The 26731-nt window shown below is 61.2% G+C and carries 21 protein-coding genes; all 21 read right to left on the bottom strand.

What is annotated here, in order from left to right:
• Positions 1–42: 42 nt before the first annotated feature.
• Positions 43–633 (bottom strand): biliverdin-producing heme oxygenase, encoded by a 591-nt coding sequence (locus CKW23_RS12520; protein WP_025259664.1) that lies wholly within the window; start codon positions 631–633, stop codon positions 43–45.
• An 85-nt stretch (positions 634–718) separates the two neighbouring features.
• Complete coding sequence (locus CKW23_RS12515) at positions 719–2842, bottom strand: HlyD family efflux transporter periplasmic adaptor subunit (RefSeq protein ID WP_095067662.1); 2124 nt, start codon at positions 2840–2842, stop codon at positions 719–721.
• A gap of 3 nt (positions 2843–2845) precedes the next feature.
• Positions 2846–4180 (bottom strand): efflux RND transporter periplasmic adaptor subunit, encoded by a 1335-nt coding sequence (locus tag CKW23_RS12510; RefSeq protein ID WP_095067661.1) that lies wholly within the window; start codon positions 4178–4180, stop codon positions 2846–2848.
• The gene (locus CKW23_RS12505; protein ID WP_051427722.1) at positions 4177–4941 is read right to left on the bottom strand and encodes an efflux RND transporter periplasmic adaptor subunit; all 765 of its coding nucleotides are present in this window, start codon (positions 4939–4941) and stop codon (positions 4177–4179) included. The genes CKW23_RS12510 and CKW23_RS12505 overlap by 4 nt, the downstream gene beginning before the upstream one ends.
• Positions 4931–6628, bottom strand: coding sequence for a TolC family protein (locus tag CKW23_RS12500; RefSeq protein WP_200985976.1), 1698 nt, complete (start codon positions 6626–6628; stop codon positions 4931–4933). The genes CKW23_RS12505 and CKW23_RS12500 overlap by 11 nt, the downstream gene beginning before the upstream one ends.
• A gap of 23 nt (positions 6629–6651) precedes the next feature.
• A complete protein-coding gene (locus CKW23_RS12495) occupies positions 6652–12270 on the bottom strand; it encodes a beta-propeller fold lactonase family protein (RefSeq protein WP_095067660.1) in 5619 nt (1872 codons plus the stop codon).
• 42 nt (positions 12271–12312) lie between these two features.
• Positions 12313–13839, bottom strand: a complete 1527-nt coding sequence (locus CKW23_RS12490; protein WP_095067659.1) for a TadE/TadG family type IV pilus assembly protein — start codon at positions 13837–13839, stop codon at positions 12313–12315.
• 116 nt (positions 13840–13955) lie between these two features.
• Positions 13956–14534 (bottom strand): TadE/TadG family type IV pilus assembly protein, encoded by a 579-nt coding sequence (locus CKW23_RS12485; protein ID WP_025259671.1) that lies wholly within the window; start codon positions 14532–14534, stop codon positions 13956–13958.
• Entirely contained in the window at positions 14531–15040 is a 510-nt protein-coding gene (locus tag CKW23_RS12480; RefSeq protein ID WP_095067658.1) for a TadE/TadG family type IV pilus assembly protein, read from the bottom strand. The genes CKW23_RS12485 and CKW23_RS12480 overlap by 4 nt, the downstream gene beginning before the upstream one ends.
• On the bottom strand, positions 15037–15918 hold the full coding sequence (locus CKW23_RS12475) for a tetratricopeptide repeat protein (protein ID WP_159918422.1): 882 nt from the start codon (positions 15916–15918) through the stop codon (positions 15037–15039). The genes CKW23_RS12480 and CKW23_RS12475 overlap by 4 nt, the downstream gene beginning before the upstream one ends.
• Before the next feature lie 26 nt (positions 15919–15944).
• A complete protein-coding gene (locus CKW23_RS12470) occupies positions 15945–16898 on the bottom strand; it encodes a type II secretion system F family protein (RefSeq protein ID WP_025259674.1) in 954 nt (317 codons plus the stop codon).
• A 28-nt stretch (positions 16899–16926) separates the two neighbouring features.
• Positions 16927–17907: a type II secretion system F family protein gene (locus CKW23_RS12465; protein WP_025259675.1), complete on the bottom strand. Its 981-nt coding sequence runs from the start codon at positions 17905–17907 to the stop codon at positions 16927–16929.
• An 11-nt stretch (positions 17908–17918) separates the two neighbouring features.
• Positions 17919–19286, bottom strand: a complete 1368-nt coding sequence (locus CKW23_RS12460) for a CpaF family protein (protein ID WP_095067657.1) — start codon at positions 19284–19286, stop codon at positions 17919–17921.
• A gap of 16 nt (positions 19287–19302) precedes the next feature.
• Positions 19303–20535, bottom strand: a complete 1233-nt coding sequence (locus CKW23_RS12455; RefSeq protein WP_025259677.1) for a hypothetical protein — start codon at positions 20533–20535, stop codon at positions 19303–19305.
• Positions 20536–20545: 10 nt separating this feature from the next.
• Positions 20546–21211, bottom strand: coding sequence for a CpaD family pilus assembly lipoprotein (locus tag CKW23_RS12450; protein WP_025259678.1), 666 nt, complete (start codon positions 21209–21211; stop codon positions 20546–20548).
• Between the two features lie 14 nt (positions 21212–21225).
• Positions 21226–22743 (bottom strand): type II and III secretion system protein family protein, encoded by a 1518-nt coding sequence (locus CKW23_RS12445; RefSeq protein ID WP_025259679.1) that lies wholly within the window; start codon positions 22741–22743, stop codon positions 21226–21228.
• Positions 22744–22800: 57 nt separating this feature from the next.
• Positions 22801–23727 (bottom strand): Flp pilus assembly protein CpaB, encoded by a 927-nt coding sequence (cpaB, locus tag CKW23_RS12440; protein WP_095067656.1) that lies wholly within the window; start codon positions 23725–23727, stop codon positions 22801–22803.
• Between the two features lie 20 nt (positions 23728–23747).
• A complete protein-coding gene (locus tag CKW23_RS12435) occupies positions 23748–24305 on the bottom strand; it encodes a prepilin peptidase (protein ID WP_025259681.1) in 558 nt (185 codons plus the stop codon).
• A 24-nt stretch (positions 24306–24329) separates the two neighbouring features.
• Positions 24330–24530 carry a Flp family type IVb pilin gene (locus CKW23_RS12430; RefSeq protein ID WP_025259682.1) on the bottom strand — a complete coding sequence of 67 codons (201 nt, stop codon included), beginning with the start codon at positions 24528–24530 and terminating at the stop codon, positions 24330–24332.
• 133 nt (positions 24531–24663) lie between these two features.
• Complete coding sequence (locus CKW23_RS12425; protein ID WP_143008679.1) at positions 24664–26055, bottom strand: HAMP domain-containing sensor histidine kinase; 1392 nt, start codon at positions 26053–26055, stop codon at positions 24664–24666.
• Positions 26030–26695 (bottom strand): response regulator transcription factor, encoded by a 666-nt coding sequence (locus tag CKW23_RS12420; RefSeq protein WP_025259684.1) that lies wholly within the window; start codon positions 26693–26695, stop codon positions 26030–26032. The genes CKW23_RS12425 and CKW23_RS12420 overlap by 26 nt, the downstream gene beginning before the upstream one ends.
• Positions 26696–26731: the final 36 nt, after the last annotated feature.

The raw sequence follows: 26731 nt of genomic DNA, 5'->3' as shown, positions 1-26731 counted from the left end.
TGAATTCGCTCACTCAAGGAGCGAATTCATTCGCGAAGACGATCAAACCACGCCATACACCTGCTGCAACCGGTCACGATAGAAATCAAACGCCGCCCGTGCCCCGGCAATCACTTCCTTGTCCTGTTCTTCAGTCAGTTCCAGTGCATCCAGTTGCTGGACGAAGGCGCGCCAGTGCAGGGCGCGGCCGTCTTCGTGGGCGGCAAGGTGGCGGGCGCCGTGGGTTTCGTTCAGGTCGAGCTGGCGAGTGTGTTTGAACAGGATGGCAGCGCCCAGGTTCGAGCCTTCGCTGCAATACAGCCAGCCCAGTGCATGATAGACCGAGCCGATGGCGGCCGGTGCCGGGGTGTGCGGCGTGGGGATCTGCAGATCGTTCAGGTCCGCTTCGACGGCCGGGAAGCGGTCGAGCTGGCTCAGGCCTGGCAGCAATTCGTTCAGGTTTTCATTGAGGTAGACCGGTTGCAGCGCACCATGAAAACCATGTTGCAGGCGCAGGAAGTTGCCGTAGTTTTCAATGCTCTGAAAGGGCGCGTTGCGCATGACCAGATCGTTGATGTTGTCGTGTTCGGTATGAGTCCCGGCTTTCAGTCGTTTGGCGCGTGATAGCGGTTCTGCAAGGGTGGCGGTGGACATGTCGGACTCCAGCGTGAAAGTAGAAATGCACGATAGAGTCCGCGTCAGTTGCCAACAATCGCGGGTCCATTAAGAGTTGTTAAGGTCAGAATGCGGCTTCGCGAATCAATACGGCGACCACATTCTGCCAGGCGTAAAGCAGCGGGCTGCGCGTCTCGGCGTCGATGCTGACGCTGCCTCTGAGGGCCTGTTCGATGTTCTGCGATGCTCCGCTCGGTTGCAGCAGAACCCGATACACCGCCTGTTCCGGGACGGGTTCGTGTTCCTTGTTCAGACGGGTGGCGATGCCGCCTTGATAATCCGAAGCCAGTTCGGGAGCCGAAGCCAGTTTGCGCACGGCGGTTTGCTCGACTCGGGTTACCAGCAGCTCGATGCGCGGACGAGACAAGTCCTCGGGGTAGAACCAGGCGCGATTGTCTGCGGCGATGCGGTGCATGTCCTGTTCACTGACGAAAGCCTCGATCAATGCGCTGCCCGGCGCGGCGAGGGTCGCCAGCCATTCTCCGGGCGGCAGCCATTGGCCGACAGCCAGGGGCTCGGCCATATCGACAAGGGTGCCGTCGAAGGGTGCACGAATCTGCAATTGATCGATCTGGCTGCGCAAGGCGTTGTAGCGCTCCTGAGCGGTGTCGAGTTCACGCTGCACCACCGGCAAGCGGGTGGCGGCGTCCTTGTCCATGCGCTGGAAGCTCAGTTGCCAGCTCAGGGTCTTGATCTGGAGTTCAAGGTTGCTCAGTTCATGAGTCAGCGTCGGTGCTTCAAGGCGAAACATCGGTTGATCGCGCTCGATAATCTGACCGGGCCGCACATTGATGCTTTGCAGCCGGGCACCGTTGGGCACCAGCAAGGTTGCCTGCTGGCTGGCGCGCAATAGCGCCGGAGCCTGGACGCTGCTGCGCCATGGCAGGCAGACGCCCAGTAGCAGAGCGGCGAGCACAGCGGTGGTGATCAGGGTATTGCGGTTCATGCGGTAGTCCTTGCGGCGTCCGGCCCAGTGTTGCAACTCGCGAAAGATCGGCATCAGGATAAAAACGCCGATCTCGACGGCGAACAGCAGCAGCCCCAGCAACTTGAATGCGAAGTGATAGACCAGCAGGGCAATGCCCAAAAACAGGAAAAAGCGGTAGGCCCAGGTGCCGAAGGCGTAGAGCAGCAGCGTACGTTCCAGCCACGGCTCGAACACTTCCGGGCGCGGGTCGTCCAGGCCGAACAGCCACTCGCGCAGACGCCAGCGGGCCAGCGCAAAACCACGGCTTTGCAGATTGGGAACGTCCAGCGCATCGGACAGCAGAAAGTAGCCATCGAAACGCATCAAGGGACTTAGGTTGATGGCCAGGGTCAGAATCCAGGTGGTGGTCGCCAGCATGAAGGCCGCACTGCGCAACGGGCCGTCAGGCAAGAAACTCCAGAGCAGGGTCGCCCAGGCGGCCAGTGACAGCTCCACCAGCATGCCTGCCGCGCCAATCGCCAGGCGCTGGCGGCGTGCAGTCAGGCGCCAGGCCCCGGTGGTGTCGGTGTACAGCACCGGCCACATCACCAGCAAGGCCACGCCCATACTTGCTACCCTGCAACCGAAACGCTTGCAGGTGTAAGCATGTCCCAGTTCGTGAAGCACCTTGGTACAACCTAGAGTCATGGCTGCCAGCAGCGCGCCTTCAAGGCTGAAGAAGTGCAGGAAGGTATGCACGAAGACGTCCCACTGACGGGCAACCAGGATCAGTCCGGTCAGGGCTGCCATCAATGTCAGAAGGGCAAAGCCGCGACTCATCAACGGTCGCACCCACGGCAATGTACGCTCCAGAAACGCATCGGGATTGACCAGCGGAATACGCACGAACAGGTAGTTGTGCATTAGCCAGCCGGCCCAGCCATGTTTGTTCTGCTGGCTGATCTTGAGCAGCCTGTCGTTGCCTTCCGGCCCTTGGACCTGGACCAGTTGCAGGTTGCCGAGAAACGCCGCAAAGCCTTTGATGTCCTGAATATCCAGGGTCAGGGATGTCTGGGTGTTGACCGCATCCAGCACCTTTTGGCTGTTGCCGGTTTCCCAGCGGGCCAGCATTTCCACTTCGGCCCAGCCAAGCCGGAAGAACTGCCCGCGAGCAGGGTCTTCAAGGGTCCAGCTGGGCGAGCCGTCGCGCAGTCTTGGGCCGCGATGCAGTTTCAGTTCCTGGCGCAGTTGTGGCAGGTCCATGCTTGAAGGGCTGTGCATCACTTACAGCCCCACATGGATACGCAAGGCTGCCAGAGGTCGGCGCAACAGGTAGTAGAACAACACCGTGGGTTCGGCATACAGCTTGGCACTGCCCTTGAGGCCGATGCGGATACGTGGGTCCTGGGTATCGAAGGTGCCTTTCAGTCGATAGGCCATCACGCCATCGGGGTTGACGCTGGCGCGGTAGCCGATGCGTTGCAAGGTCGCATCCAGTGGCGCCGTGGGGTCGGTGTTCAGGAACAGCTTCACCGGTGTCTGCGCTTGCAGGGCAATGGCATCAGCGACGGGGAGCTGGATTTCCAGATCGGCATCCTGAGGTTCGGCGATCAGCATGATGCGTTCTCCCAGATTGACGGGACGACCGATCCAGTCACTGGGATCATCGAAAATCGCGATGCCGTCACGGGGAGCTTCAATGCGCAGGCGATTGAGGTTGGCGGTGTAGAACTCGACATCGTTTCTGGCCTGCTCGCGTCGTCCTTGCAGGGTGGCCAGTGTGGCTTTACTGCGTTCGTCGAACAGCGCCTGTTGCTGAGCCTGACGCAGTTCGGCATCGGCCACGGCGTAGGCCTGTCGAGCCGACTCCAGATGATTGCTTTGCTCGCGGGTATCGAGTTGTACCAGCGGTTGGCCTGCGGTGACTCGCTGGTTCGGCTGAACCAGAATGCGGTCCACTACCGCAGCCAGCGGCGCACGCAGCACGGCCGGGTCCCGGGCGACAATTTCTGCCGGTGCCAATACCGACTGGCGTACCGGCAGCATCAATAATGCCGCTGCGGCCAATCCGGCGATCCACAGCAGGCGCTTGCGTCTGCGCAGTGGCTGGCGTTGTGGGCGATGCCCCAGCAGGCTGCTCCAGGCGTGGCCGTAGCAATCCAGCAACAGTGGAGCCAACAGCCGCTCGGTGTCGCGCAGCGGGGCATCGCGACTCAAGAGCAACGCTCCCAGAAGCGGGCCGCCTGCCTTTTGCAACGGCATCCAGATCAGGCGCTGTGCGCAATACTCGCTCCATTGCGGCTGGTCTTCAGCTGGTACTGTCGAAGCGGTCAGTTCATGGATATGCCGGGCATTGTCGGTCTGTTCCCAGCGGCGGCACTGGCGGTTAAGCCAGGTCACCATGGGGGCCTGCTGCTCCACGACGGCCAGCCCCGAGAAACCTTGTATGGTCTGGGTGTCGCAGCGCCAGAGGATGGCTTGCCGGTATTCGAGCAGCGAGTGGCTGTCGTTGAGCAGAATGAAGCCCAACGCTTGCAGGCTCTCGGCAGCGCGGACTTGCTGCTCCAGTTGGACCAGCAAGGTCAGGTGTTCCATGGAGCGGCTTTGCGCCTGAATCATGACTCACCCGGAGCCGTCAGTTTCGCCACGCCGCTCATGCCCGGCAGCAGGCTTTCATCGCTCTGGGTGATGCGCCCGAATACTTTCACCGACTGGCTGACCGGGTCGATGATCGCGCCGATCCGGCTGATCTGCGCCGGATAGTCCTTGCCGCTTTCGTCCAGATGCACGCTGAAGTTCTGGCCCGGTTTGAGCCAGCGCAACCAGTTGGACGGCACGATCAGTTCCAGCTCATAGGCGCTGTCATCGTAGATGCTCAGCAGCTCCTTGCCTTCCGCGACGTACTCCCAGCGTTGCGCCTTGCGTGCCGCGACTCGCCCCGAGAAGGGCGCAGTGATTGCGCAGCGTCCCAGAATCGCCTGGTTGATACCGCTTTCGGCCCTGGCAACTGCCATGGCCGCCTGGGCCTGGGTCACATCGGCGACGCTGATGGAGTTGAGCTTGTCGAGGCGGTTGGCGACTTCAAGCTTCTTGCGTGCGCCTTCCTGCACGGCGGCGGTACGATTCAACTGCGCCTGATAGACACTGCAATCGAACGCCACCAGCCGGTCGCCTTTCTTGAATCGCTCACCTTCCTTGATGGACAGTTCGGTGATCTTCCCGGCGACTTCGCTGGACAGCGTGGTCTGGGCAATGGCGCTCAGTTGCACGCGCAACACTGGCTGGGTATCAGCAGCATGCGCCATGTTGGCGGCAACGCTGATCAGAATCGCCAGCCAGACTCGCGAATGCTGTCTGATGGAGGCTGGTTCAGCGTGCATTTGTCGTGCTTCCCTGTTCCTTGAGCTCAACGCCTTGCAGCGAACCCAGACTGTCGAACATATCGACCCTGGCAATCGGCGCGATGGCGACCGGGCTGACAGGGGCCGGGCGGCTTTGGGCTGCGGTATTCAGCGGTGTTTCAAAACGCGGGATATGCACCTGACCGCTTGCCAGGTCAACTGCATTGCGGGCGATGGCCTGAGTCAGTTCGGCAATGCTTTCGCCTGCCAGACGCTGGGGCAGGGGATCGAGCCCGGCAGCCTGCTGAATGGCGCCGTAGGTGGCTTGTAGCTCTGCGAAGCTGCGATCACGGGTGCGTTTCGCCAACACGGTTTCGGTTTCGATCCGTACCTTCTCCAGCAGGCTCTGAGCCTGGCTGCTATAGGCACTTTCACTTTGCGCCAGAATGCCGTCCTGCAAGCGTTGCAGCTCGTTGGAACGCTCGAACAACTGGTGGGCGCGCTGGTATTGCTGCCAGGCCACGTTGACCTGGGTCAGCACCGCCATGCGCACCGCCTGACGACGCAGTTCGGCCACGGCTTCGCGGTTTTCGCCAGTCTTCTTGATCGACGAATAGGACAGCACGCTCATCAGGTTCCAGCTGATCTGCATGCCGGCGTCGGCCCATTGTTCATTGACCAGATAGCTGTTGCTGTCACGGTTCAGGCCTGCGAACAGATTGACGCCGGGCAACAGCTTGAGCATTGCCATGCGGGTTTCCAGCACCGCATTGCGGGCCTGATAGGTTTCTTCGCGGATTTCCGGGCGTTGGGTCATGGCCAGGGTTTCCAGATCGTCCAGGCTGTAGGCCACGGCGGGCGCAGTCATGCTGGCATCGTCCGGGACGGCCAAGGTGTACTGGCTGGCAGGCGGAATGTTCATCAAGCCTGCAAGACGTGCCTTGGCCAGCGCCAGTTCCCCATCCAGCACTTCCAGCTGACGAATCATTTCCACCAGGCTTTTCTGGTAGCGCAGCGAGTCGATAGGCGTGAGCAGACGCTCGCGTTCGGTGACACGAGCCTGATCCAGCGCGGCGCGGGCCTGAACCAGTGTGGATTGCACCTGCGGCTTGAGGCGTTGCGCCGTGGCAGCATCCCAGTAAGCGGTACGTACTTGCTGGATGATGTCGGCAATCACCCGGCGACGACGTTCTTCAGCCGCCAGACTCTTGTTGGCCTGGACCTTGGCGCCGAAGTAGCTGATACCGAAATCCAGCACGTTCCACGACAACTGCAAGTCAGCCGTATGGCCGGAACGATCAGAACTGGTGGAAGGCTCAAGGGATTGTGTCCGGGTGCGGACCGATTCACTGGAGGACCCGGCGACATTGTCCCGGCCACGCCAGCCTGCGCGAGCGGCCAGTTGCGGCAGCATCGACAGGTTCTGGGTATCGAGCAGACCTTCTTCCATGGCCTGTTCCATCAGGCCGAGGCGTTGTTGCAGGTTGTATTTCACCGCTCGCGCCATGGCTTCGTTGAGGCTGACCGGTCGGCTCAGGGGCTCTTGCCGGTCGAACATCTTGCTGCGGTCGGCACTGGCCTGGGCCAGTTGCTGGTCCAGGCTGACAGGTTCGGGTTTGACCGCACAGGCGCTCAGGCCGGCAACGATGCAGCCGATGGTCAGGCACAGGACGGTCTTGCGCAGCACAAGGCCTGGCAGTCGCTGTTCTTGGGTGATTCTGGACATTGTTGCGTTTCCCCTGAAAAAGATCATGCGACGCGCTGGTCGTCTTGGGTCGCTGCGTTGGCGACGGTTTCGTTGGATTCGTTGTCCACGATCGAGAGCAGGCTTTCCAACAGGCTCTGGGCCTGATGAGCCAGGTTCAGGCTCGGCGCGCTGTCTTGCAGTCGGGCGCGCAAGGCCTGTTCCGGTATGGGCGCTTGTGGAGTGTTTGCAGGTGTTGGCCGGGTGGCTGCATCCTGAGGCCGTTCACCGGCCTCGATCTGGACGGGTGTGCGTTGTTCCTGACCGGAGCGGTCGCGGGTGATCAGCACCAGGTTCAGGCGTTGCGCGGCAGTCAACTGGCGGTTATCGACAATCAGTTTGCCGCTGCGCGGGTCGAATCGAACCCAGCTTGGCAAGGGCAAACCATTACTCATGCGCAGTTGCGGGCTGCTCTGGTTGTTGGCGAGCAACGACAGCGGCAGTTGCACTTCGCTGTTCCCGCTGCTGGCAGCATTGACCTGCATCTGCCAGGTTTCGCCCGGACGTGCCGACTGGCTGGAGGCCAGGGTGTCGCTGAGGATGCTGCTACTGCCGAGCAGTTGCTCGGTGACGCTGCGCTGACTCGATTCCAACCCCGTGGCGTCGGGCAGGACAGTGTTCAGCGTGCTGTTTATCTCTGCTGGCAAGCCGAGCGGGCTGATGCCCGGTGGCAAGGACGTTTCTGTTTGCCGGACTTCATTGAACCCGCTTGGGCGCAGCCCCATCAGCGGCGCGGATTGCGTTGCAACGATAACCGGCTCGGTGACGTTGGTTGTCGGGGTGCTGCTGCCGGTATCCACGTCGGTTGGCGGCGGTGTAATGACGGTACCGCCGTCTGTATCTGGCGGCGTTACTACAGGAGGTGCTACGACTGGCGGTGTCACTACAGGCAGTTCCACGACAGGAGGCGTCACCACTGGCGGCGTTATGACGGGCGTGCTGGTTGCCGTGATTGCGATGGTAAAACTCGCGCTGTTCGAGTCCAGCAGCCCATCGTTGATACTGGCCGCCAGTTGCACCTGCGCAGGCGGTGTGTCGGCGCTGTTGAGGTAGGTCAGGTGTTGCAGCACCGACTGCGCCTGTGCCTGGCTGATATCGCCGGTAAAGGTGATGGTCAGGCGGCCAGCGCTCTGGCTGAACGTGGCGATGGCGGTGTCGTTGAGCAGGATCTGGCTGCCATCGCTGGACAGGGTAAGCGTTGCAGAATCTTGCAGGCCAAAGCGGTCTTCGGCGCTGGCACCGTCCTGGCGCGCCACGGTGAGGGTGGCCCCTTTGTAATTGCCTGTGCCCTCGTTCAATGCATCCAGCTCGGCATCGCTGACAAGCCCGTTAGGCGCGAGCAGTACGGCATCGCCACCCTGAGTGAAGTGCGGGGCGCTGGTCGGGCTGCTCAAGATCACCACATCCGAACCTGACCACTCGCTGCCCAAGGCATACAGGCTGCCATCTGTGGCGCTGACGAGGTTGTTGAAGCCTGTCGATGACGAATAGGCACGAACAAAGGTCAAGGCACCGCTGGTGGCGTCTCGGCTGTACACCAGCAGGCTCGGATCACTGCCTTCGTGGGCAAGATAAAAAGCGCTGCCATCGGCACTGAGGGTTATATCCGCCAGTGAATAGACACTTCTCAGCCCGTACCTGAGGGTGCTGGTCAGCGTCAGGGTGCCATCGGCGTTGCGGCTGAAAACCCGGATCGAGTTGCTGTTCTTGTCCGAGACATAAAGAAAGTCGCCCGCGCTGGACAGGGCAAGCCCGCCGATCGAACTGAGGTTTTGACCGTTGCCCAGTGCTGTCAGTGAACCCACAAAGCTGAGTGCGCCGGTGGTTGTGTCGCGGCTGAATATAGCGATGCCACTGTCCCAGCTATTGCTGACATAGACCGAGCGGCCGTCGCTGGAAATCACCACGTCCGAGCTTTGGCCAATACCGTCCGACAGATGCCCGGATTGAGTCAGGCCTCCCTGAGCATTGATGGTGAAGGTCGTGATGCCGCTGTTTGAGCTGTCGGCGCTGACGGCATACAACGACCTTCCATCGGCGGACACCACCATTTGCCCAAAATAGTTACTGCTTGTGGCGTTGCTGGCGGCAATGCCCATATAACTGAGCGCCCCGGTGGTGACGTCGCGCTGATACAGGGTGATGGTCGAAAGCGCACCTGTCTCGGAAGTAGCCTCGAAACCGGCCACATACAGAAACCTTCCATCCACCGACAGCGTGACCGAGGATACCCGGTCCATACCTTCCAGGAAGACGTCCCGGTCGCTGAAATACTGGTCGTCGCTGAAGCTGCCTTGCTCGACCAGGCCGTCTGCTGTTCTGGCGTAGATCGTCAGGGTCTTGCCGGCCACGATATAGACGAACTTGCCATCACTGGAAGTGGCCATGGCTGAAGGTGCCGAGTCCACGCTGCCCGGTGTCAGTTGGGTGGGTTGGGTCGGGTCGGTGATGGCGGGTGAGGTCAGCACCGTTCCCGGATTCGGGTTGCTGATGCCGGGTGCGGTATTGGCAGTGACATTCACTGTGGAGGCAATGTTCAGGTCGCTGACGTCAGTTCCGCCATCCAGCGTGCCGCCGCTGTCCTGAATGCTCACCAGCGTTACGGTACGGCTGCCCAGGGTCGGTGCCAGGCTGGCATTGCTGTAACGGATGCCGTCTATCAGGGTTTGCGCCGCTTCAGTGCTGATGCCGCTGACCGGGGTGATAGTCAGCGTGGCCGTGTCTGTCGACAGGCTGACGGTGTAGGTGTAATCGCCGACCGTTTGCGTGCCGTTCACCAGTTCCACAAGGGTGCCATTGATGTTCAGGCGTTCCTGGCTGCCATCGCTCAGGCCGGTTATTTCCAGACGCAACACTATGATGGATTGACCCTGTTCCACCGTGGAAATCTGCGTGTCGCTGAACAGCGCCGTGTTATTGCCAAAACTCAGGGTCGGGTCGAGGGCACTGGCGGTCAACTCTGGCGCGTCGTTGATTTCGGTCACGGTGATGGCAATGGTATGTACGGTCGATGTCAGACCGTCGCCATCGTTGATCGACAGGTTCAGGCTGACCTGGCTGCCTGGATCGCTGTTTTCATTGGCATAGGTAATCTGCTTGAGAACCTGATTGGCATCGGCGGCGCTGACCGGCTGGCTGGCCGTGAAGGTCAGCACCAGTGCGCCGTCTGTCAGGTTGAAGCTGGCAATGACGTTGCCGTCCTTGAGCACTTGCTGGCCATCGGCGGACAGCGTAAAGCCGTTGCCTTCCTGAAAACCGAAGATATCGGCTGCGTTGGCACCTTCGCTGCGCACGATACGGATGCTGGCGTCGCGGTAATCGCCATCGCTGTCCAGTTCGACATCGCTGAAGCCTGTGTCTGCGAGCAGTGAAATCGCTGCCGCTTTTTCGGTGTAGGCCAGGTTTGTCGGTACGTCACTGAGCAGCGGTGCGCTGTTATCGCGCATGGTCACGGTGGAGGTCAGGTTCAGCGCTGTGCTGTCGATGCCGCCATTGGCTGTTGTGCCGTTGTCGCGAATCAGTGTCAGGCCGACCACCCGATCAACGCCGGTGATGGTGGTGCTGTCGTTGTAATAGCCGATGCCGTTTACCAGCGCCTGCGCATTGGCCACGCTGAGGTTGCCGCCACTCAAACCGATACTGGCGGTTGTGCCGCTGACGCTGACCACATAACTCAGGCCACTGCGGGTGGTGCCGGTATTGCCTTGGGTCAGGGTAATGCGTGTGCCGTCAACGACCAGCACTTCGTTGGCACCGTCCTGTATGCCGGTGACGCTCAGGTCCAGGCCGCTGACCGACTGGGCTCTTTCGCCGGTATCGATGACAGTGTCCTGAAACACAGCGACCGGGTTGCCTTGGGCGGAGTATCTGGGATCGGTGGCGGTGGTGGTCAGAGTGGGGGCGTTGTTGATGTCCACCAGACGCACTTCCACGTTCAGTGAGGTGCTGGCGCCCTGGCCGTTGTCGAACGCCATTATCATGACCGCCAGGCTTCCGGCATCCGAACTGGTGTTGCTGTAGCCGACCTGCTGGAGTACCTGATTGGCCAGCGCGGTGCTGACCTGGCCGGTAAAGGTGATGCTCAGGCTGGAGCCATTGACTGTCAGGTTGGCGATGGCCGTGCCGCCGTTCAGGATTTGCGAACCGTCACTGCTCAAGGTCAGGCTGCCGGTGGGGATAAAGCTCAAGGTGTCTTCGGCGTTGTCACCGCGTTGCGGTGTGACGCTGAAGCTTGCGCCGTTATAGTCACCATTACCGTTGTCGAGGGCGTCCAGGGTTGAGTCGCTGACCAGCGCATCGCTCAGCTTTTGTGCGGTCGTGCCTTCCAGGTAGCGGGTGCTGGCTTCTTGCAGAACGCTGATGCCCGAGCCCGTGACAATCACGCCGCCATCGGCGCTGACCTGAATCGCGCTGGCGTCGCTCTGGCCACCGGCTGTGCTATTGAGCAGCACCAGACCAGACGTCGTGGCGCTGTAGCGATTGATGGTGCCATCGCTGAGGGTGGCATAGAGCGTACTGCCGTTACTGCTCAGGGCCGTTGAAGTGATATTGGCCTGGCTTATCGAGTTCTGGACGACAAAGGACTGGCCTTCGACCCGGAACGTGACAATGCCTTCAGAGGTGGTTACGTAGAGGTTCTGGCCATCGGGCGAGACATTGATCTGGCTCGGCGCCTTGAGCGAAACCGTCGTGCCGGCGCTGTCCTGCTGACCATCGCGAATGTAGAACGGCGAGCCCAGGTTGCCATCGGCATCTCGTTGATAGGCGATCAGGGTATGGGGTGGGGAGAAGGTCTGGGTTGTTACGAATACGTAATCTCCTCGGCTCTCCATGGCCGATATGGCGAACATGTAAGGTGGGCTCCATGACGTGTTTTCGACCAGATTCAGTCGCGTCAGACTGCCGCTGGCGGTATCACGGCTGAAGACATAGATCCCTTCGTTGCCGCTATCGACGGCATATACCGACTTACCGTCGTCCGAGATTTCCAGTGTTTCTATCGTGAGGATGTAATGGCTTTCAAGGAAGACAAGGCTTCCTGTGGCTGGATCGCGGTTGAATACGGCAAGCGTGTCCGAATAGGACCTGCCGTTTGCACCGCTCATAAGGAGCGTTTCGCCATCCGGGCTGATCTTCAGATCAATGATTAAAGTCAGCTGAGTGTCGCTGGCCGTCAGGGTGTTGCTTAGCGTCAACGCGCCAGTCTCGGTGTCACGGCTGAAGATCGCCAGCTCACCTGTACTGCTGGCTGCGTACAGGGTCTTGCCATCACTGGACAGTTCGGTTTGCGCAATATTGCTCAGGCCGCTGATCGTGTTCAGGGTTTCCAGGCTTGTCAGAGCGTCCAGACTCAGGTGGGCACCGTTATCGGTCGCCAGCGCTGTGGTGCGCTGGCTTGTGGTGGCGTTTTCCTGATCATTGCCTGAAGTGCTGCTGTTCTCATGAGCAATGCTGGTCGTGGAGTTGTCTGCCGTTTTATCTGCTGCCGGACTGGCGCTCTGGGTTTCGCTTGCAGCAGCGACTTCCGTAGCTGTGGCTACCGCCGCTGCATCGAACATCATCCGGGGTTCAAGCGCCAGATACAGTCGCTGGAGGCGGGGACGGGCAGGGGAACGCTCAGTCATTGGGACAGTCCTTTGGGGCGTAGACGGAAATAGGGAGGCGCATCATTCAACCAGCAGCACGCGATTGGCCTGGCTCTTGAGTTCATTGGCGATGCTGTCGAAAGCGGCCTTCAGATCACCGGGGGTGTCCGATGAGTTGCCTTCGATGACATGCAGGCGTTGGCCGCCGCCGGTGCAGGGATTCAGCCAGTCGGCAGGTGTCACGTAGTGGCCGCCGGGGCTGTTGATGTCTGTGGTATTGCGAACCACGGCGTAGAAAACGATTCCGTTGTCGCTGAAGGATTGGCAGGTGTCGAGGTAGTTGCGCAGGGTTTCCTTTTCCTCACGCCACGCAGAACCTGCATTCCAGTTCATCAACAAGACAATGGCCTTGCGATTGGGACCGCTGCCATCGGCGTTGAAGTCCAGCGGGTATGTGCTGTCGCCCCAGCCGTTGCCGCCACGCCAGTTGGGTGACAGGGTACTGCCTGCCCATACCAGCCCGGGCAGGGGATGGATCTGCCAGTCCCCTCTGATCTCGCGCACGCGCGTTTCGATCTTGCTTCTGCTGGCTTCCAGAGGCAGCAAGGGGGCATTGGGGATGGTGTGGTCGGTCATGATCGTCTGATCGGCACCGTCTGCATCCACTGTGCTGAGTGAGAACATGCGGCGCTCGGAAACGACGGGACGATTGTCTTCCGGGTTCAGGTACATCATGTTCGCGTTCAGACGCATCCTTGACTCGGCAGGCGAGGCAATCCAGTCATAGGTCTTGTCCCGGTAGTTGTCTCCCCTGTAGAAACTCTGGCGCCTGGCTCTGCGGTCCGGAAACATGATATTGCTCAAGTCGCCGTACTGCCGGTAGAAGCCCCGGGTGCGCAGGCTCGGGATCGGATCTTCAGTGGTCAGTGCATCCGGAGTCGTCCACTCCTTGAGCCGTGGTTGACTGTTTCGGCTGTGATCGGGGTCGTACAGATTGACATCGTTGCTGAAGGGAATAATGGCTACCCGCAGGTTTTCTTTCTCCTCGCGGGTATTGCCATTGCTGTCCTGGCCGAACAGTTCGCCCAGAAAGTGTTCCGTTGCGTCCATGTGCAACTGTGCGTCCGGGCTGATACCGGAGAATATCGAGGCAAAGTTGACAGACGAATCAATCGCCAACGCCACCTCCAGCGGCTTGCTGATCAACTCCGCCGTGGAATGCACCGTCAGGTCCTGACTGGCATTACCGCTGACTTGTGGGTCGTGACGGGACGTCGCGGTTACCCGGTAGGTGGGATTGCTATCGGCGCTGCGTCCTTCTTCGACGGTGACTTCGCCCAGGTTGTCCAGAAGCTGCGCATCCATGCCCAGGTTCTGGCGCACATAGGCGGTGGCAAAACCGGTGGGGTCCTTGCTGACGTTTTCATCGCCGTCGGCATTGGCCCGGCCGACGGCCAGGGCGGCGGCGTCGGTCGCGCGCTTGAGTTGCGAGGCGTTGCCGGTCATGCGCGTCACGTCTATCGCGTAGGCACTGGCCAGTAAAAGGCCGCCAGTGGCAAGGATCATGAAGGGCGCGACGTTACCGCGCTGAAGCCTGCGATTGAGCATGAAGCGGTCATTCCTGAGGGGATCAACAGGTCGCTATGACAGCAGCCTTGAGGTTTATACAAGAATAAGAATCTTTCCCAACTAGCGGCAAGGCTGGCTCCATTAAGAAGGCTTAATCAACTCTGGTCCGTGTCCAGACCGGCCTCCTGCGCCAGATCTTCAGCCAGTTGCAGGTCGCTGTTCTGCATGCGGTCCAGAGCGACGCTTTGCAGGATTCTGCCGCCAAACAGGTCGCTGCTCATGGCCAGTTCGGTACTGGCCTGGCAGGTCTGCACGATCAGCATCGAGACCGTGTCTTGCTGTGGCTCTTCGGAGGAAGATGGTGTGGGGCTGCTTTCGGGCAGCTCGCCGCTGTACTGGCTGCTGGCGAAAGGGTCATCGCACAGCCCGGTGGCATTGCCCCGTTGCAGATGCCAGACCACTTCACCGCTGCGTCGGACCTGAGCGATGAAAATCTGATAGTTGTCCTTACGCGGGCCACGTATGTTCTCGATCAGCTGTTCGAGGCCGCCACGGGTCAGCCGATCCTGAATCGACAGGATCGAGGACAGCGTCGAGGTGCTGCGCTCCATGTCGGTTTTGGCACGGCTGAGGTTGTAAAGGTCGGCGCAGATAAAACCCGTGCCCAGGATGATCGGCAGGGCCAGTGCAGTTTCCAGCAGGGCGCTGCCGCGTTGCTGCGTACGCTTGATCATTGCTCGTTACCAATCAGGGCGGTGTTATAGAGGTTGCCCAGCACCTGCCGGTACTCATAGGTAAAACGGTCGGGCAGGGCGAGCAGTTTGGGCAGGGCGGTGATGTAGGCTTGTTGCAGGGCCACCTTGACGACAATCACCGGCTGGCTGCCGTCGGGCAATTCAGTGGCGGACTCATCGGCGTTGGCATCGTCCCCGCCCATGACTTGCAAGGCGCTGTAGGACGTTGCATCGACCTGGATTTCGTTGGCCTTGAGGTAGCCGTAGGACGCCAGCAGAATCCGCTCGGTGATCAAAGGCTGAAGCTGTTCGGTGGCCATCAGGTCGATTTTCTCCCTGCGCAGGCCGCCCAGCGCCGAGTCCAGCGCCAGATTGCCTATGATCACCACCAGCGCGATGCGCGCCAGCTCGAAGAACATCATCAGGCCGATCAGGATCACCGGCATGATCAGCGCGGTCTCCACCGCCGTCACGCCGCGTTGGCTGTAGGGGCTTGCCCGCTTCACTGCGGTGTGCCCAGTGCCAGCGGACGCTGGCTGGCAGCGAGCAGTTCGGTTGCGGCAGGGGAGCCGGCATGGATGCGGGCGACACTGGCCTGCAAGGCTTGCAGCAGATCTTCGGTATTGGCATCGGGCAGGTTGCGGCTCAGGGTCTGACGCGCCTGATCGTTATCGCCCTTGAGCAGATGCGCCAAGGCCAGGTTCAGCACCAGGCTGGGTGTGGCATTGAGGCTGGCGCCTTGCAGAAGAGTGATGGCCTGCTGAGGCTGGTTGCTGCTCAGGTAGGTCATGGCCAGATTGTTCAGCGCGGGCTGGTTGGACGGGTCGATCTCCAGTACGTGTTGAAACAGCTTCTGAGCCTGCTCGGTCTGGCCAAGGCTGTTGCTGGCCACGCCCAGACCATTGAGGCCTTCGGTGCTGTCCGGCTGGGCCTTGAGCGCGCAATTGAAATCCTTCACCGAAGCCTGAAGCTGATTCAGTGCCAGACGCGCACGGCCCATGCCCAGGCAGGTAATCAGGCTTTCGGACGGGCTGAGATTGTCGGCACCGCCAAGGGCGTGTCGGGCACGGCCGTAGAGTTCCAGTGATTGCTGCGGCTTGCGCACCAACGCCGCAACACTGGCGTATTCCAGCAGTTCCCGGGGGCTGAGTTGCTGGCGCTGGTCCATCTTGGCGTAGACCTCGGTGGCCGCTTCGATACGCCCGTTATCGCGCAGCACGCGGGCCAGCCTCAGTGCTTCGGCGCTTTCCTTTTTGCTCAGGGGGGCGTTGGTCTGTGGCTGGGCATTGTCACGGTCGATGCCGGGCAGGCTGGAGCAGCCGCTTGCGCCGATGATCAGCAGCGAAAGCAGGGCGAGGCGTGAAAGGGACAGAGGTGAGGACACGGTATTCTCCAGAGACAAGGCAGGCATCAGTTTTGCGCCAGAGCGCGGACCAGGCGGATCATCGCCGGGGCGCCCATGACCGCGATGATCGGTGGCAGGATCAGGACCATCAGTGGCACGCTCATTTGCGCGGGCAGCTTTCCGGCTTTTTCTTCAAGGCCCAGCACCAGGGTCTTGCGACTTTCATCGGCGATGGTGCGCAGTGCCTGGGACAGGGGAGTGCCGTAGCGCTCGGCCTGGATCAGGGTTCCCACCATGCTTTCGATTTCCCGGACGCCCGTGCGCTCGGCGAGGTTGAGCAATGCCCGTGAGCGGTCACTGACGATTTGCAGTTCGGCGAAGGTGTAGCGCAATTCATCCGCCAGTTCGGGAGCCGACAGCGCCAGTTCCCTGGCCACCACTTGCATGATGCGGCCCAGCGGCAGGCCGGCTTCGGCGCAGATCACCATCAGGTCCAGGCCATCGGGAACCGAACGGGCCATGCGCCCGCCGCGCCGCGCCGCCCGCCATTTCAGCCAGGCTTCGGGCAGGGTGGTGCCGACAAACAGGGCGATCAGGCCCATGGCCAGACCCTTGAGGCCGAAGCGGCTCTGGGCATCCAGAACACCAAACAGAACGATGCCCAGAAACAGCAGGCCGTTGGCATATTTGGCGACCATCAACAGACCCAGGCTGGCCTGGGCACGAAAGCCCGCCATGCTCAGCAGGCGGTTGAGGTGTTGGCGATCCTGTGCCGTGCCCGCCAGATGCTCGCCGGCCGAAGCCAGTGGCAGCAGTAGACGTTTGGCATTGGCGGACAGAGCCAGTTGGTCGGTGCGCAGGATGTTGGCCTGGACCTGTTGCTGGCGATTGTCCTCGCTGCGGCCCAGGCGCAGGTCCAGGCTTTTCTCCGAAAGACCCAGGTACCAGCCGAGCAGGCCCAGGCCGGTGCCGGTCAACATCACCCCCAGGGCGAGCAGAATGAGCGTTTCGTGGGTCATGGCTGTTGTTCTCCGCAAAAGCGAGCGTTCATCCGACTCGGCTCACCATCAGGTGGTTGATGACCAGCCCCAGCGTGACGCTGGCAAGGGCGTAGAACAGCACCATGTTGCCGGTGGGGTCGTTGAGCAGAAAGCGGAAGTCCTGAGGGGCATTGATGTACATGTAGCCCAGCATGGCGGGCACCAGCGATGACACGATCTTGGAAGAGGCCCGTGCTTCGGAGGTCTTGGACAGAATCTTCAATTGCAGCTCGTGACGGTCGCGCAGGGTGGTCGAGAGCCGGTCCAGGGTTTCGCCCAGACGGCCACCGGCTTCCTGGTTGATGATCAGGATCACCGCGAAAAACCGGTACTCGGCCAGTGGCACGCGCAGGGTCGAATCCTGCATGACCCGCCGCAGCGGCACACCCAGGCGCAGCCAGTGATCGATAATCGCGAATTCCACGCTCAACGGCCCGCTCAGATGATCGGCGACCAGCGCGAAGGCATTGCTGATCGGTACGCCTGCACGGCAGGTGCGGGTGATGGAGTCGATGGCTTCGGGCAGTGACTGGCGCAGTTGCTTGTGGTACTTGGCCAGAGCCTGGCGATAGAACAGCGTGAACAGGGCGATGGCGGCGAATACCGCAATCAGGCTGCCGAACAGCAAGGGGATGGGCGTGTCGCGACCAATCAGCACCCCGGCGAAAAAGCCGCCGATGCCGAAGGCAATGACCCGTCCCTTGAGGGTCTTGCGCCAGCCCAGCAGGTTCAGGTTGATCCACAGGTGAGTGATGTGGGTGCCGAGCACGGGAATGTGGCCCAGGGGGGCGCTCTGCATTTCCCGCATGATGCTTTCAACTTCGGTTTTAGGTGCATTCACCGTCACCTTGTCGCGCAGCAATTGTTCCAGACGCGCCGCGCTTTCGGCGGCTCGCTGGCGGCGTTTGCTCAGGCTCAGCAGCCCATAGAAGGCGAACATCACGCAGGCGAAGACCAGCAGTGTGAGTAAATCGAGGACAGCTTGCATGGGGTGTCCTCTTAAAGATCGCCAAACAGATGGGCATGCTGGTTGTAGAACTCGGGCCGTTGGCCGCTACTCACGTAGTCGCCCACAATCTTGCCTTGGCTGTCGGTGGAGCGGACCTTGAAGCCGAACAGCTCCTGAGTCTGGATGACGTCGTTTTCCATGCCGCAGACTTCAGTGATCGAGACAACACGTCGTCCGCCGTCACGCTGGCGTTCGACCTGAACCACCAGGTTCACGGCACTGGCGATCTGGCGTCGAATGGCTTCCATCGGCAGTTGCATGCTTGCCATCATCACCATGTTTTCCAGGCGCATGATGGCGTCGCGAGGGGTGTTGGCGTGGACGGTACAGAGCGAGCCGTCATGCCCGGTATTCATGGCCTGCAACATGTCGAAGGCTTCACCGCCGCGCACTTCACCGAGGATGATCCGGTCAGGTCGCATACGCAGGGCGTTGCGCACCAGATCACGCTGGTCGACCTTGCCCGTCCCTTCAGCGCTGACCGGCCGTGTTTCAAGGCGCACCACATGGATCTGTTGCAGTTGCAGCTCTGCGGCATCTTCGATGGTCAGGATGCGATCGTCTTCGCTGATCTTTTGCGACAACGCATTGAGCAACGTGGTCTTGCCCGCACCCGTACCGCCGGACACCACGATATTGAGCTTGGCAATCATGGCGCGGTTGAGCACCTGGACCATTTCCATCGACATGGCATGGCGTGCCGCGAGGGATTCCAGCGTCAGGTTGCGGCGCATGAACTTACGGATGGAAATGGTGGTGCCGTCAATGGCCAGCGGGTAGGTAATGACGTTGACCCGGCTGCCGTCGGCCAGTCGCGCATCGACCATGGGGTTGGCTTCGTCGATGCGTCGCCCGACACCGGCGGCGATACGCTGGGCAGTGTTGAACACATGCTCTTCGTCCAGAAACGTGATGGTCGACAGCTCCAGCTTGCCGAAGCGCTCGACGAACACCTGACCCGCGCCATTGACCAGAATATCGTTGACCGTGTCGTCGGCCAGCAGCGGCTGGATCGGCCCGATACCCAGCATCTCGTCCAGCATTTCGCTGGCGATCTGCTCTTCTTCGGGGCGAGACAGTTGCAGGCGGTTTTCATCGCAGATGCGTCGTATCTGGCTTTCAATCTGCTGACGCAGCTTGTCACGCCCCATGGCCGCAGCCTTGAGCGGGTCGATCTGGTCATAGAGGAAACCGCGGATCAGGCGTCGGTTCAGGTTGGCGCCGCTGTCGGCATGCTTGCTGGCAGGGTTTGCCTTGGTCGTGTTGACCTTCTGCATCTCGATGACCGACTCGCCGCTTTCCTGCACGGGCAATGTTGCCGGAGCGGGGGCAGGGGTTCTGGGCTTGCGTATCAGCATGATCCGGCTCCTTGTGTCAGGCCGCGTTACGACGGGTCAGGGCGCCTTTGAGGCGGGCCAGCACCGACGGCGCTACGAGGGCATTGCCCGGTTTGCGGCCACAGGCCAGGTCTGCCAGATTCAGCAGGGCCTGACGAAAGGCCGGTGCAGCTTCCAGACGCAGAGGCCCGCTCAACAGGCTGTCGCTCAGGGCATGCCCGGCGTAAGGCAGCACCAAGTCCACGCGCCTGCCGACAAAGGCCTCGAACTGTTCGCGGGCGACTGTCTGGTGAGTGCCGTGGTTCTGGTTGACGACCAGCAGCAGTTGCTGGCCCTCGCTTTCGTCACCGATCTCTTCAAGCAGGCGCTGGGTATTGCGGGCGCCTTGAATGGTGAATTCGCTGAGCAGGATGCGGGTTTCGACGTGGCGCAACACCTCCAGCGCACCTTGAGGGTGGCCGGATGGCAAGTCCCATACGACCTGATTGAACAAGCGGCACAGGTTGGCGCCCAGTTCAAGCAGGTGATCGGTATCGATAGGCGCGAAATGGTCGGCCGAAGGTTCCTGGGCCAGCAGATGCAGGCGGTCATCCAGACGAGTCATGGCCCGTTGCAGAAAACGGGCATCGATCTCGCTGCTGCTCAAGGCTGCGGCCAGTCCGCAATCGCCCTGAGCCCCCAGCAGCAGGGACAGGTCTGCGTTGTGCCGATCGTAATCCACGGCGGCCACTGGCATATGCCGTTCGTGTGACAGCAACAGGCTCAGCCCGGCGCTGACCGTGCTGGTGCCCAGCCCGCCGGAGCAAGCCGTCACGGCAATGCTGCGGCCGGTACGCACCTGGCGGGTCTGGGGTTGCTGATGGATATTGCGCGCACGCTCCAGGCTGCTGGCCAGCAAGTCCAGTGGTACGGGTTTGCACAGGTAATCCACCACGCCGCTGTGGGTCAGGGCGCGATACAGGTCCACATTCTGCTGGCTGCCGATGGCCAGAATCGCACAACCCGGATCGCACAGGCTCGACAGTTCAGAAATGGCCTGCAAGGGCAATTGCTCGCCATCCAGGTCCACCAGCAGCAGGCTGGCCCGCTGTTCGGCACACCAAGCCTTGGCCGCTTCGATTCCGCCGCTCAGGACCAGCGCCTCGGGCTGGCCCAGGCGCTGCAACTGTTCGGCGAAGCTGCGCTGGTCAGCCGTACTGGCGGCAAACAGGACCGGTGCCAGAAAGGTTTTGTCGCCGCTGGGCAGTACAGTGTTGGTCTTGTCGTTCATGGCGGCGTCCTCAGTCGTCCTGGGAGAAGTCGATGTTCATCAGTTCGGTGGTCTTGCTTTCCTGATAACGCTGCACGGCATTGTTGGCCTGATTGCCATCGGCGCTGTCCAGAGTGCGTGGGCGGACCAGGTCGCGAGGGTCGCTGACCATCCGCGCAATGTTGGCCCGGTTGGCACAACCAAGGGTGCCGACTGCCTGATAAGGGGTCATGGTCCAGGCATCGGCGTTGGCGATCCGGCAGTCGGGGATTTGCGCGACCATGGCCTCGGAAATCACCTGCAGGTCCCACCCGCCGGACTGTTCGGCAGCCTTGAGCTGGACCGGCGCCAGGATGATGCGGTCGGCATCCGCGCCGCGTTCGCTCAGCACCCGTACCAGGCGTTTGGCCATCTGCTCACCCGCAGGAGTGAAGGGTTGCAGGGTCAGGCTCTGATTTTTCAGACGGCCCTGATTGCTCAGCATCGTGTTGAGGTTTTCCAGGGATTCGGCGGTCAGCCCCTTACCCTGATTGACCGTATTGAGGGAAACGCTCAGGGCGCTGGGGTTCACCTGCGTGACCGGCATCGGCGTGTTGGCAAAGCGCTTGGCGCGCAGTTCGTTGTACTGCGCGGTACAGCCCGCCATGAACAAGGGCAGGCAGACCAGCAGTGCGAGGCGGAAAGTGGCAGGCTTCATTTTCAAGGTCTCCATCAGTACAGGTACCCTGCGCTGGCCTGGCGCGGCATCTGCGCATCCATGCCTGGCAGGCCGCGGCCCGGGGTTTGCAATTCACCTTCGGTGACGGGGTCTACGACATAAGCGGTCGCCAGAATCACCAGTTCGGTGTCCTCTTGTGTGCTGGTTTCACCCTCGAACAGGCGGCCGAGCAACGGCACGCCCTTGAGACCCGGCAGGCCGCTGACTTGCTGGGCAACGTTGCTGCGCAGCATGCCCGCGAGGGCGAAGCTCTGGCCGCTGGCCAGTTCCACCGTGGTGTCGGCGCGACGAACCTTGAAGGCCGGAATGGTCGAGCCGCCATCGGGCAGGGTCACTGCGCCGTCATCGGACAGATCACTGACTTCCGGTGCGATATGCAGGCTGATGCGGTTGGGCGAGAGCAGGGTGGGCGTCATGCGCAGGATCACGCCGTAGGATTTGTAGGTGATGCTGACGTTGTTGTTGGTGATCACCACAATCGGCACTTCACCACCGGCGGCGAAGCCTGCGGTTTCGCCGGACATGGCCGTCAGGTTGGGCTCGGCCAGGACCGAGGCCATGCCTTCCACCGACAGGGCGTTGATCAGCCCGGTCAGGTTGCCGTCGGTGAATCCAATGGTGTTGGCCGTGCGGATCAACTGACCGGCCTGGGTCGCGCCAGCGATGGTGCCTGCCGATGAGGCCGCGTTGGCGGCGTTGAACAGGCTGGTCGAAGAACCGGTCGCCAGACGGAACTTGCCGCTGTTCATGACCGAGTCCCAGTTCAGGCCCAGCGTGTGGCTGAGGTTGCGGGACACTTCGACGACCCGAACCCGGATGTTGACCTGTGCCGACAACTCGACCTTGAGCTGATTGATGACCCGCGGTGCAGCCGGGCCTCCACCACCGGGCGCACCGGCTGGAGCGCCGCCACCCGGTCCGCCTGCCGCGCTGTCATTGGCGCCGACGGCGGCCTTGACGCTGGCCATGACCTGACGGGCTTCGAGGGGGGTACGAACATGTCCACGAACGATCAGGCCATCGCCTGCCGCGGGTACGAAACTGACTTGTGAACCCGCCACTTCATTTTCGATCTGCTGGCGCAGGCCTTCCAGGTCGAAGCCTGCGACCAGTCGCATGGCTGCGATCACATTGTCGTTGGCGTCCAGTGCATAAAGGGTCGTGGCGCCTGACCGCTGGGCGAATACGAAGACACTGCTTGGCGACGGCATCTGGAAACTGGCCACTTCCGGGTCGGCCAACAGCACTTTTGCCGCGGCGCGAGGCAGTTGCAGCAGACGGCCCTGGCGCACGGTCAGGTTGACCGTCTGGGTTTCACTGATCTGTTGCAACTGGGCACGTGTGATGACTGGCGTGACCGGGGTTTTCGCCGGCATGTCGTAGTTGTCCACGGTCGCCTGTTCGGCCATGACAACTGACGGGCTGACCAGAGTGGCGCTCAAGCCGAGGCCGGCGAGCAGCAAGGAGAGTCCGTTCCGGCCCGAAGCCAGAGGTTGCGCTGTGCGTTTCATGCTGTTTTTTCCGTAAGGGCGTCTGCCAGCGCTACACAGGCCGGCAGACGCAACTGATCAGTGTTTCGCCAGGTCCAGAACTTCGGTGGCCTTGCCCCTGAAGAGCTGCACAGTGGTGGCCGGCCCGGATTTGCCCGCGCTTTTCTGCGAGGGATAAATGCTGGTGGTCTTGTTCAGGGTGGTGACTTCACTGCTGGTCAGCAGCTCGCCTTCGGTCTGCTCGACCGATGAGCGGATGGCCAGTTGCAGGTTGCCAATCTCCTTGGCGACTGCCAGTTGTTCGGCCGCCGACGGCGCGACTTCCAGCGTCACGGTTTCAAAGCTCTGACGGCTGCTGGTGTTCTTGGCGTTGGGCGTGGCTTCCAGATCCCGGCGTACATTCAGGTCGCTGCGGGTGCTGTTATTCATCGCCAGCACGCGGATATCGTGAAGGATGGTCTGGGCCGCCAGAAACGGCGCGGCATTGGCGGTGGCGTCCGGCGCCTGGGTTTCCTGTTCGCGCTTGAGGCTCAGGATCACATCCACGCGATCACCGGCGGCCACCAGGCCGAAGTTGCTTTCCACTGCGCTGGTCGGCACGGATACGGCGCGCATGCCGGGCTTGATGACCGAGGCCAGAAAGCCTGGTTCGCCGGGGCGCACGACCACGCTGCTGGTCAGTGGCTGACCGGCTTCGACCGGTTGACGCACAGTGGCGCCCAGCAAGGAGTCCTGTTTGTCCTGGCCTTCGATGAAATACAGGGAGCGCGTCATTTGTGCGGTTGCCGGTTGCCAGTCCAGGCTGCCTGCATCGATGAAGTCGCCCGGTTGCAGGTTGCGCGAAGCGACCAGCACCTGGCGAGTGGCTTCCTTGGGTGCGGCAGGTTGAACCTGTGCCTTGACTTCAGGTGGCTTTGGCGGTGCCAGCAAAGCCCGTGCGAGCAGGGCGGAACCACTGGCGAGGACAATGGCCCCAGTCAGCAGAATGAGCGAATTCTTTTTCATCGAGTACGGCTACTGTGGGTTCAGGTGTGGATGGGAAACAACAAGGTGAACAGCGCACCTGCTGCGATGGCCAGACCGTAGGGGATACCTGCGGGGCGTTGGGCGTCATAGATGATCGGTACGGCGATGGTGTCTTGCGGCATGCGTCTGATCAGCCACATCACGCCCCTTGCAAGCGCCGCTTCAAGCATTTCCAGGGTAGGTAGCACCAGCGCCAGGATGCCGCCAGCCAGCGAGGTGATGATCAGGAACGTGATCAGGTCTTCGCTGCCGATCCACAGGCTCAGCACGGTCATCAGCTTGACGTCGCCGCCGCCGACCCGTTCGATCATGTAGAGGCCGTAACCGACCAGCAGGACCAGTGCCGCGCCTGCTGTGGACCAGCCCATGGCGGAAATGACCTGCCAGGTCCCCAAACCTGCAAAAGGGCCGACATTCAGGGGCGCCAGCAGCGGCAATGCAAGCCATCCCGCCAGCAAGGCCAGCACCAGTCGGTTATGGATCTTGCGATACAACAGGTCCGTGACCACGACCCAGCACAAGGCGGGCAACAGCAGAACGACGACAAGGCTGGTCATGGACGGGAATCCTGCGGGGTAACGTCAGTTGCTGCCGGTGCTGTTGTTGGTGGACCTGATCTGGTCGGCGATACCGCCGAAACGCTCTTTGAGCGCGCCGATGAACTGGCCGTCCGAGCCGAAGATGTAGCCGATGGCTGCCGCCATGGAGGCAGCCAGAATGCCGTATTCGATGGCGGTCACGCCGCTTTCGTCGTTAAGGAATTTCTTGAAGGAGTTGAGCATGGCGCAGCCTGTATGAAATGTCGGAAAAGGGAGCCCCGACCGCAGTGAACAGCGGTTTGGGACGGTTCAACAAGGTGAAACGATACTAAGATTTATTCTCATTAAGCGGCAAGGCGGAGATCATTAAGAAGCCTTAAGGAATCGCCCGGCTCAACTGCAATTCGACACGCAGGCCGGGCTGGTTGTCGCTCAGCCGCAGGGAGCCGCCATGCAGTTCACTGATGGCCTTGACGAGTGTCAGGCCGAGCCCGTTGCCGGGAATGTCGCCGGAGGTATGCAGGCGATGGAAACGTTCCACCACCTGTTCCGTTGCAGAAGCCGGAATGCCTTCGCCGTGATCCGCCACGCCAAGGGTGGCGAAGAGAGGGCGATGCCGGGCAAAGAGCGTGATGGTGGAATTGCGCGGCGCATATTTCAGTGCGTTGTCCACCAGATTGGCCATGGCCTGGAACAGCAGGGCACGGTCGCCCCAGATCTTGCAGCCAGGGTCTATGCTCAGCACCAGCGGCGAGTTGCGCTCATCGGCCAGGGGCAAGTAATACTCGCGCAGATCGTTGAGCAGATCCTGGGCTGGAAACTCCTCGAAAAGATGGGCGCAACGCCCGGTTTCCACTTCCCCGACCCGCATGACCGCCCGAAACAGGCTCTGGATGCGTTCGCTTTCGTCGGCGGCCATCCACAGTGCTTCGCGCACATCACCCGTGGCGATTTCGGCTGCGCTGACCAGACGATTCTGCAATCGCGTCAGCGGCGTGCGCAGTTCGTGGGCGATATGGCTGGTCACGCCCTTGACCTCGGCCATCAGCTTGTTGATCCGCTCCAGGTTGCGATAGATCTCGGTGGCCAGCCGGTCAAGCTCGTCGCCGCTGCGGTCATGGGGCGGAAAGGCTTGATGATCGCCACTGGCAAAGCGTTTCAGTGCGTCATGAATACGTTCTATGCGGTACAGCTTGCGCAGGCTGTAACGCAGGCTGAAGATCAGGCTGCCCAATAGCACCAGAAACAGACCCGCGCCGGCCATCAGCGGAATGATCTGGGTGCGTTCCAGCATCGGTTGCAGGTCGTAGGCGCTGAAATAGCGACCGCCGTCGCGCAGCTCGATCACCAGCCCCATGATCTGCCGCTCTTTGTTACGAATGTTTCGCCAGTTATCCGGGCATCTGGACGCGATGCAGTCCATGACTTCGTGCATCGTCGCATCGCCGGTCAGGACCTTGCCCTGTGGGTCCAGCAACAGAGAATGACGCTCGCTGCGCCGGTCATAGAGGTCCCGCTGCCTGAGCAGTTCGGCGACCTGATGGCTGCTGCGGCTCTGGGTCAGTTCATGCATGGTGCGTACGTCGGCGAGGATCATTTCCCGCACGTGGCTGCGCATGACGCTTTCGAGCACGCAACCACTGCCGATGACCGACAGCAAGGCCACCAGCAGACAGGCAAATGCCATGGTGGCGGCTTGTTGGAAGTTGCTGGTTTCAAGGATGTGACGCAGCTCGAAGCGACTAGCCGAGTTCATAGCCGATTGCACGAATGGTCCTCAGCAGGCTGCGCTCAAACCCTTTGTCGATCTTGGTCCGCAGCTTGGAGATATGGACGTCGATCAGGTTGGTCTGCGGGTCGAAGTGATAGCCCCAGACCTTTTCCAGCAGCATGGTACGGGTGACCGTCTGGCCCGGATGTTCGGCGAGCACTTGCAGCAGGCGGAACTCCTTGTCGGTCAGGTCAATATTGCGCCCGGCCCGACATGCACTGCGCTGGCCCAGGTCGATGCGTAAATCTTCTATGTAGATCACTTCTTCCATAGCGGTTTGATTGTGCCGGCGAGCCAGCACCTCCAGGCGCAACAGCAGTTCGGTGAAGTCGAAAGGCTTGCCCAGATAGTCGTCCGCACCGGCACGCAAACCTTCGACACGGTCACTGGTCTGGTCGTTTGCCGACAGGATCAGCACGGGAGGGCGGGAGCGGCCATGGAGCCGGTTGAGCAGTTCGATGCCATCCATCCTGGGCAACATGCGGTCTAGCACTACGACGTCGAACGCTTCCTGCGTAAGAATCTCCAGCGCGCCTTCACCGTCATGGGTCAACTTGCAGTTATGGCCGAACGCATGGAGTTTGCTGCCAAGCCAGTGGCTGACCGATATGTCGTCTTCTACCACTAATACACGCATGGTGGTGCCGCTCCCTTCTTCTGGTGGCAGTCATCT

This window comes from Pseudomonas sp. Irchel 3A18 (assembly GCF_900187465.1).
Taxonomy (GTDB): Bacteria; Pseudomonadota; Gammaproteobacteria; order Pseudomonadales; family Pseudomonadaceae; genus Aquipseudomonas; species Aquipseudomonas cichorii.
This window is presented reverse-complemented; position numbering and strand designations above follow the sequence as displayed.

What these genes read in the sequence shown, in the direction of transcription:
- CKW23_RS12520 (WP_025259664.1), bottom strand. Translation starts at nt 633, where the DNA reads ATGTCCACCGCCACCCTTGCAGAACCGCTATCACGCGCCAAACGACTG.
- CKW23_RS12515 (WP_095067662.1), bottom strand. Translation starts at nt 2,842, where the DNA reads ATGCACAGCCCTTCAAGCATGGACCTGCCACAACTGCGCCAGGAACTG.
- CKW23_RS12510 (WP_095067661.1), bottom strand. Translation starts at nt 4,180, where the DNA reads ATGATTCAGGCGCAAAGCCGCTCCATGGAACACCTGACCTTGCTGGTC.
- CKW23_RS12505 (WP_051427722.1), bottom strand. Translation starts at nt 4,941, where the DNA reads ATGCACGCTGAACCAGCCTCCATCAGACAGCATTCGCGAGTCTGGCTG.
- CKW23_RS12500 (WP_200985976.1), bottom strand. Translation starts at nt 6,628, where the DNA reads ATGTCCAGAATCACCCAAGAACAGCGACTGCCAGGCCTTGTGCTGCGC.
- CKW23_RS12495 (WP_095067660.1), bottom strand. Translation starts at nt 12,270, where the DNA reads ATGACTGAGCGTTCCCCTGCCCGTCCCCGCCTCCAGCGACTGTATCTG.
- CKW23_RS12490 (WP_095067659.1), bottom strand. Translation starts at nt 13,839, where the DNA reads ATGCTCAATCGCAGGCTTCAGCGCGGTAACGTCGCGCCCTTCATGATC.
- CKW23_RS12485 (WP_025259671.1), bottom strand. Translation starts at nt 14,534, where the DNA reads ATGATCAAGCGTACGCAGCAACGCGGCAGCGCCCTGCTGGAAACTGCA.
- CKW23_RS12470 (WP_025259674.1), bottom strand. Translation starts at nt 16,898, where the DNA reads ATGACCCACGAAACGCTCATTCTGCTCGCCCTGGGGGTGATGTTGACC.
- CKW23_RS12465 (WP_025259675.1), bottom strand. Translation starts at nt 17,907, where the DNA reads ATGCAAGCTGTCCTCGATTTACTCACACTGCTGGTCTTCGCCTGCGTG.
- CKW23_RS12460 (WP_095067657.1), bottom strand. Translation starts at nt 19,286, where the DNA reads ATGCTGATACGCAAGCCCAGAACCCCTGCCCCCGCTCCGGCAACATTG.
- CKW23_RS12455 (WP_025259677.1), bottom strand. Translation starts at nt 20,535, where the DNA reads ATGAACGACAAGACCAACACTGTACTGCCCAGCGGCGACAAAACCTTT.
- CKW23_RS12450 (WP_025259678.1), bottom strand. Translation starts at nt 21,211, where the DNA reads ATGAAGCCTGCCACTTTCCGCCTCGCACTGCTGGTCTGCCTGCCCTTG.
- CKW23_RS12445 (WP_025259679.1), bottom strand. Translation starts at nt 22,743, where the DNA reads ATGAAACGCACAGCGCAACCTCTGGCTTCGGGCCGGAACGGACTCTCC.
- cpaB (WP_095067656.1), bottom strand. Translation starts at nt 23,727, where the DNA reads ATGAAAAAGAATTCGCTCATTCTGCTGACTGGGGCCATTGTCCTCGCC.
- CKW23_RS12435 (WP_025259681.1), bottom strand. Translation starts at nt 24,305, where the DNA reads ATGACCAGCCTTGTCGTCGTTCTGCTGTTGCCCGCCTTGTGCTGGGTC.
- CKW23_RS12430 (WP_025259682.1), bottom strand. Translation starts at nt 24,530, where the DNA reads ATGCTCAACTCCTTCAAGAAATTCCTTAACGACGAAAGCGGCGTGACC.
- CKW23_RS12420 (WP_025259684.1), bottom strand. Translation starts at nt 26,695, where the DNA reads ATGCGTGTATTAGTGGTAGAAGACGACATATCGGTCAGCCACTGGCTT.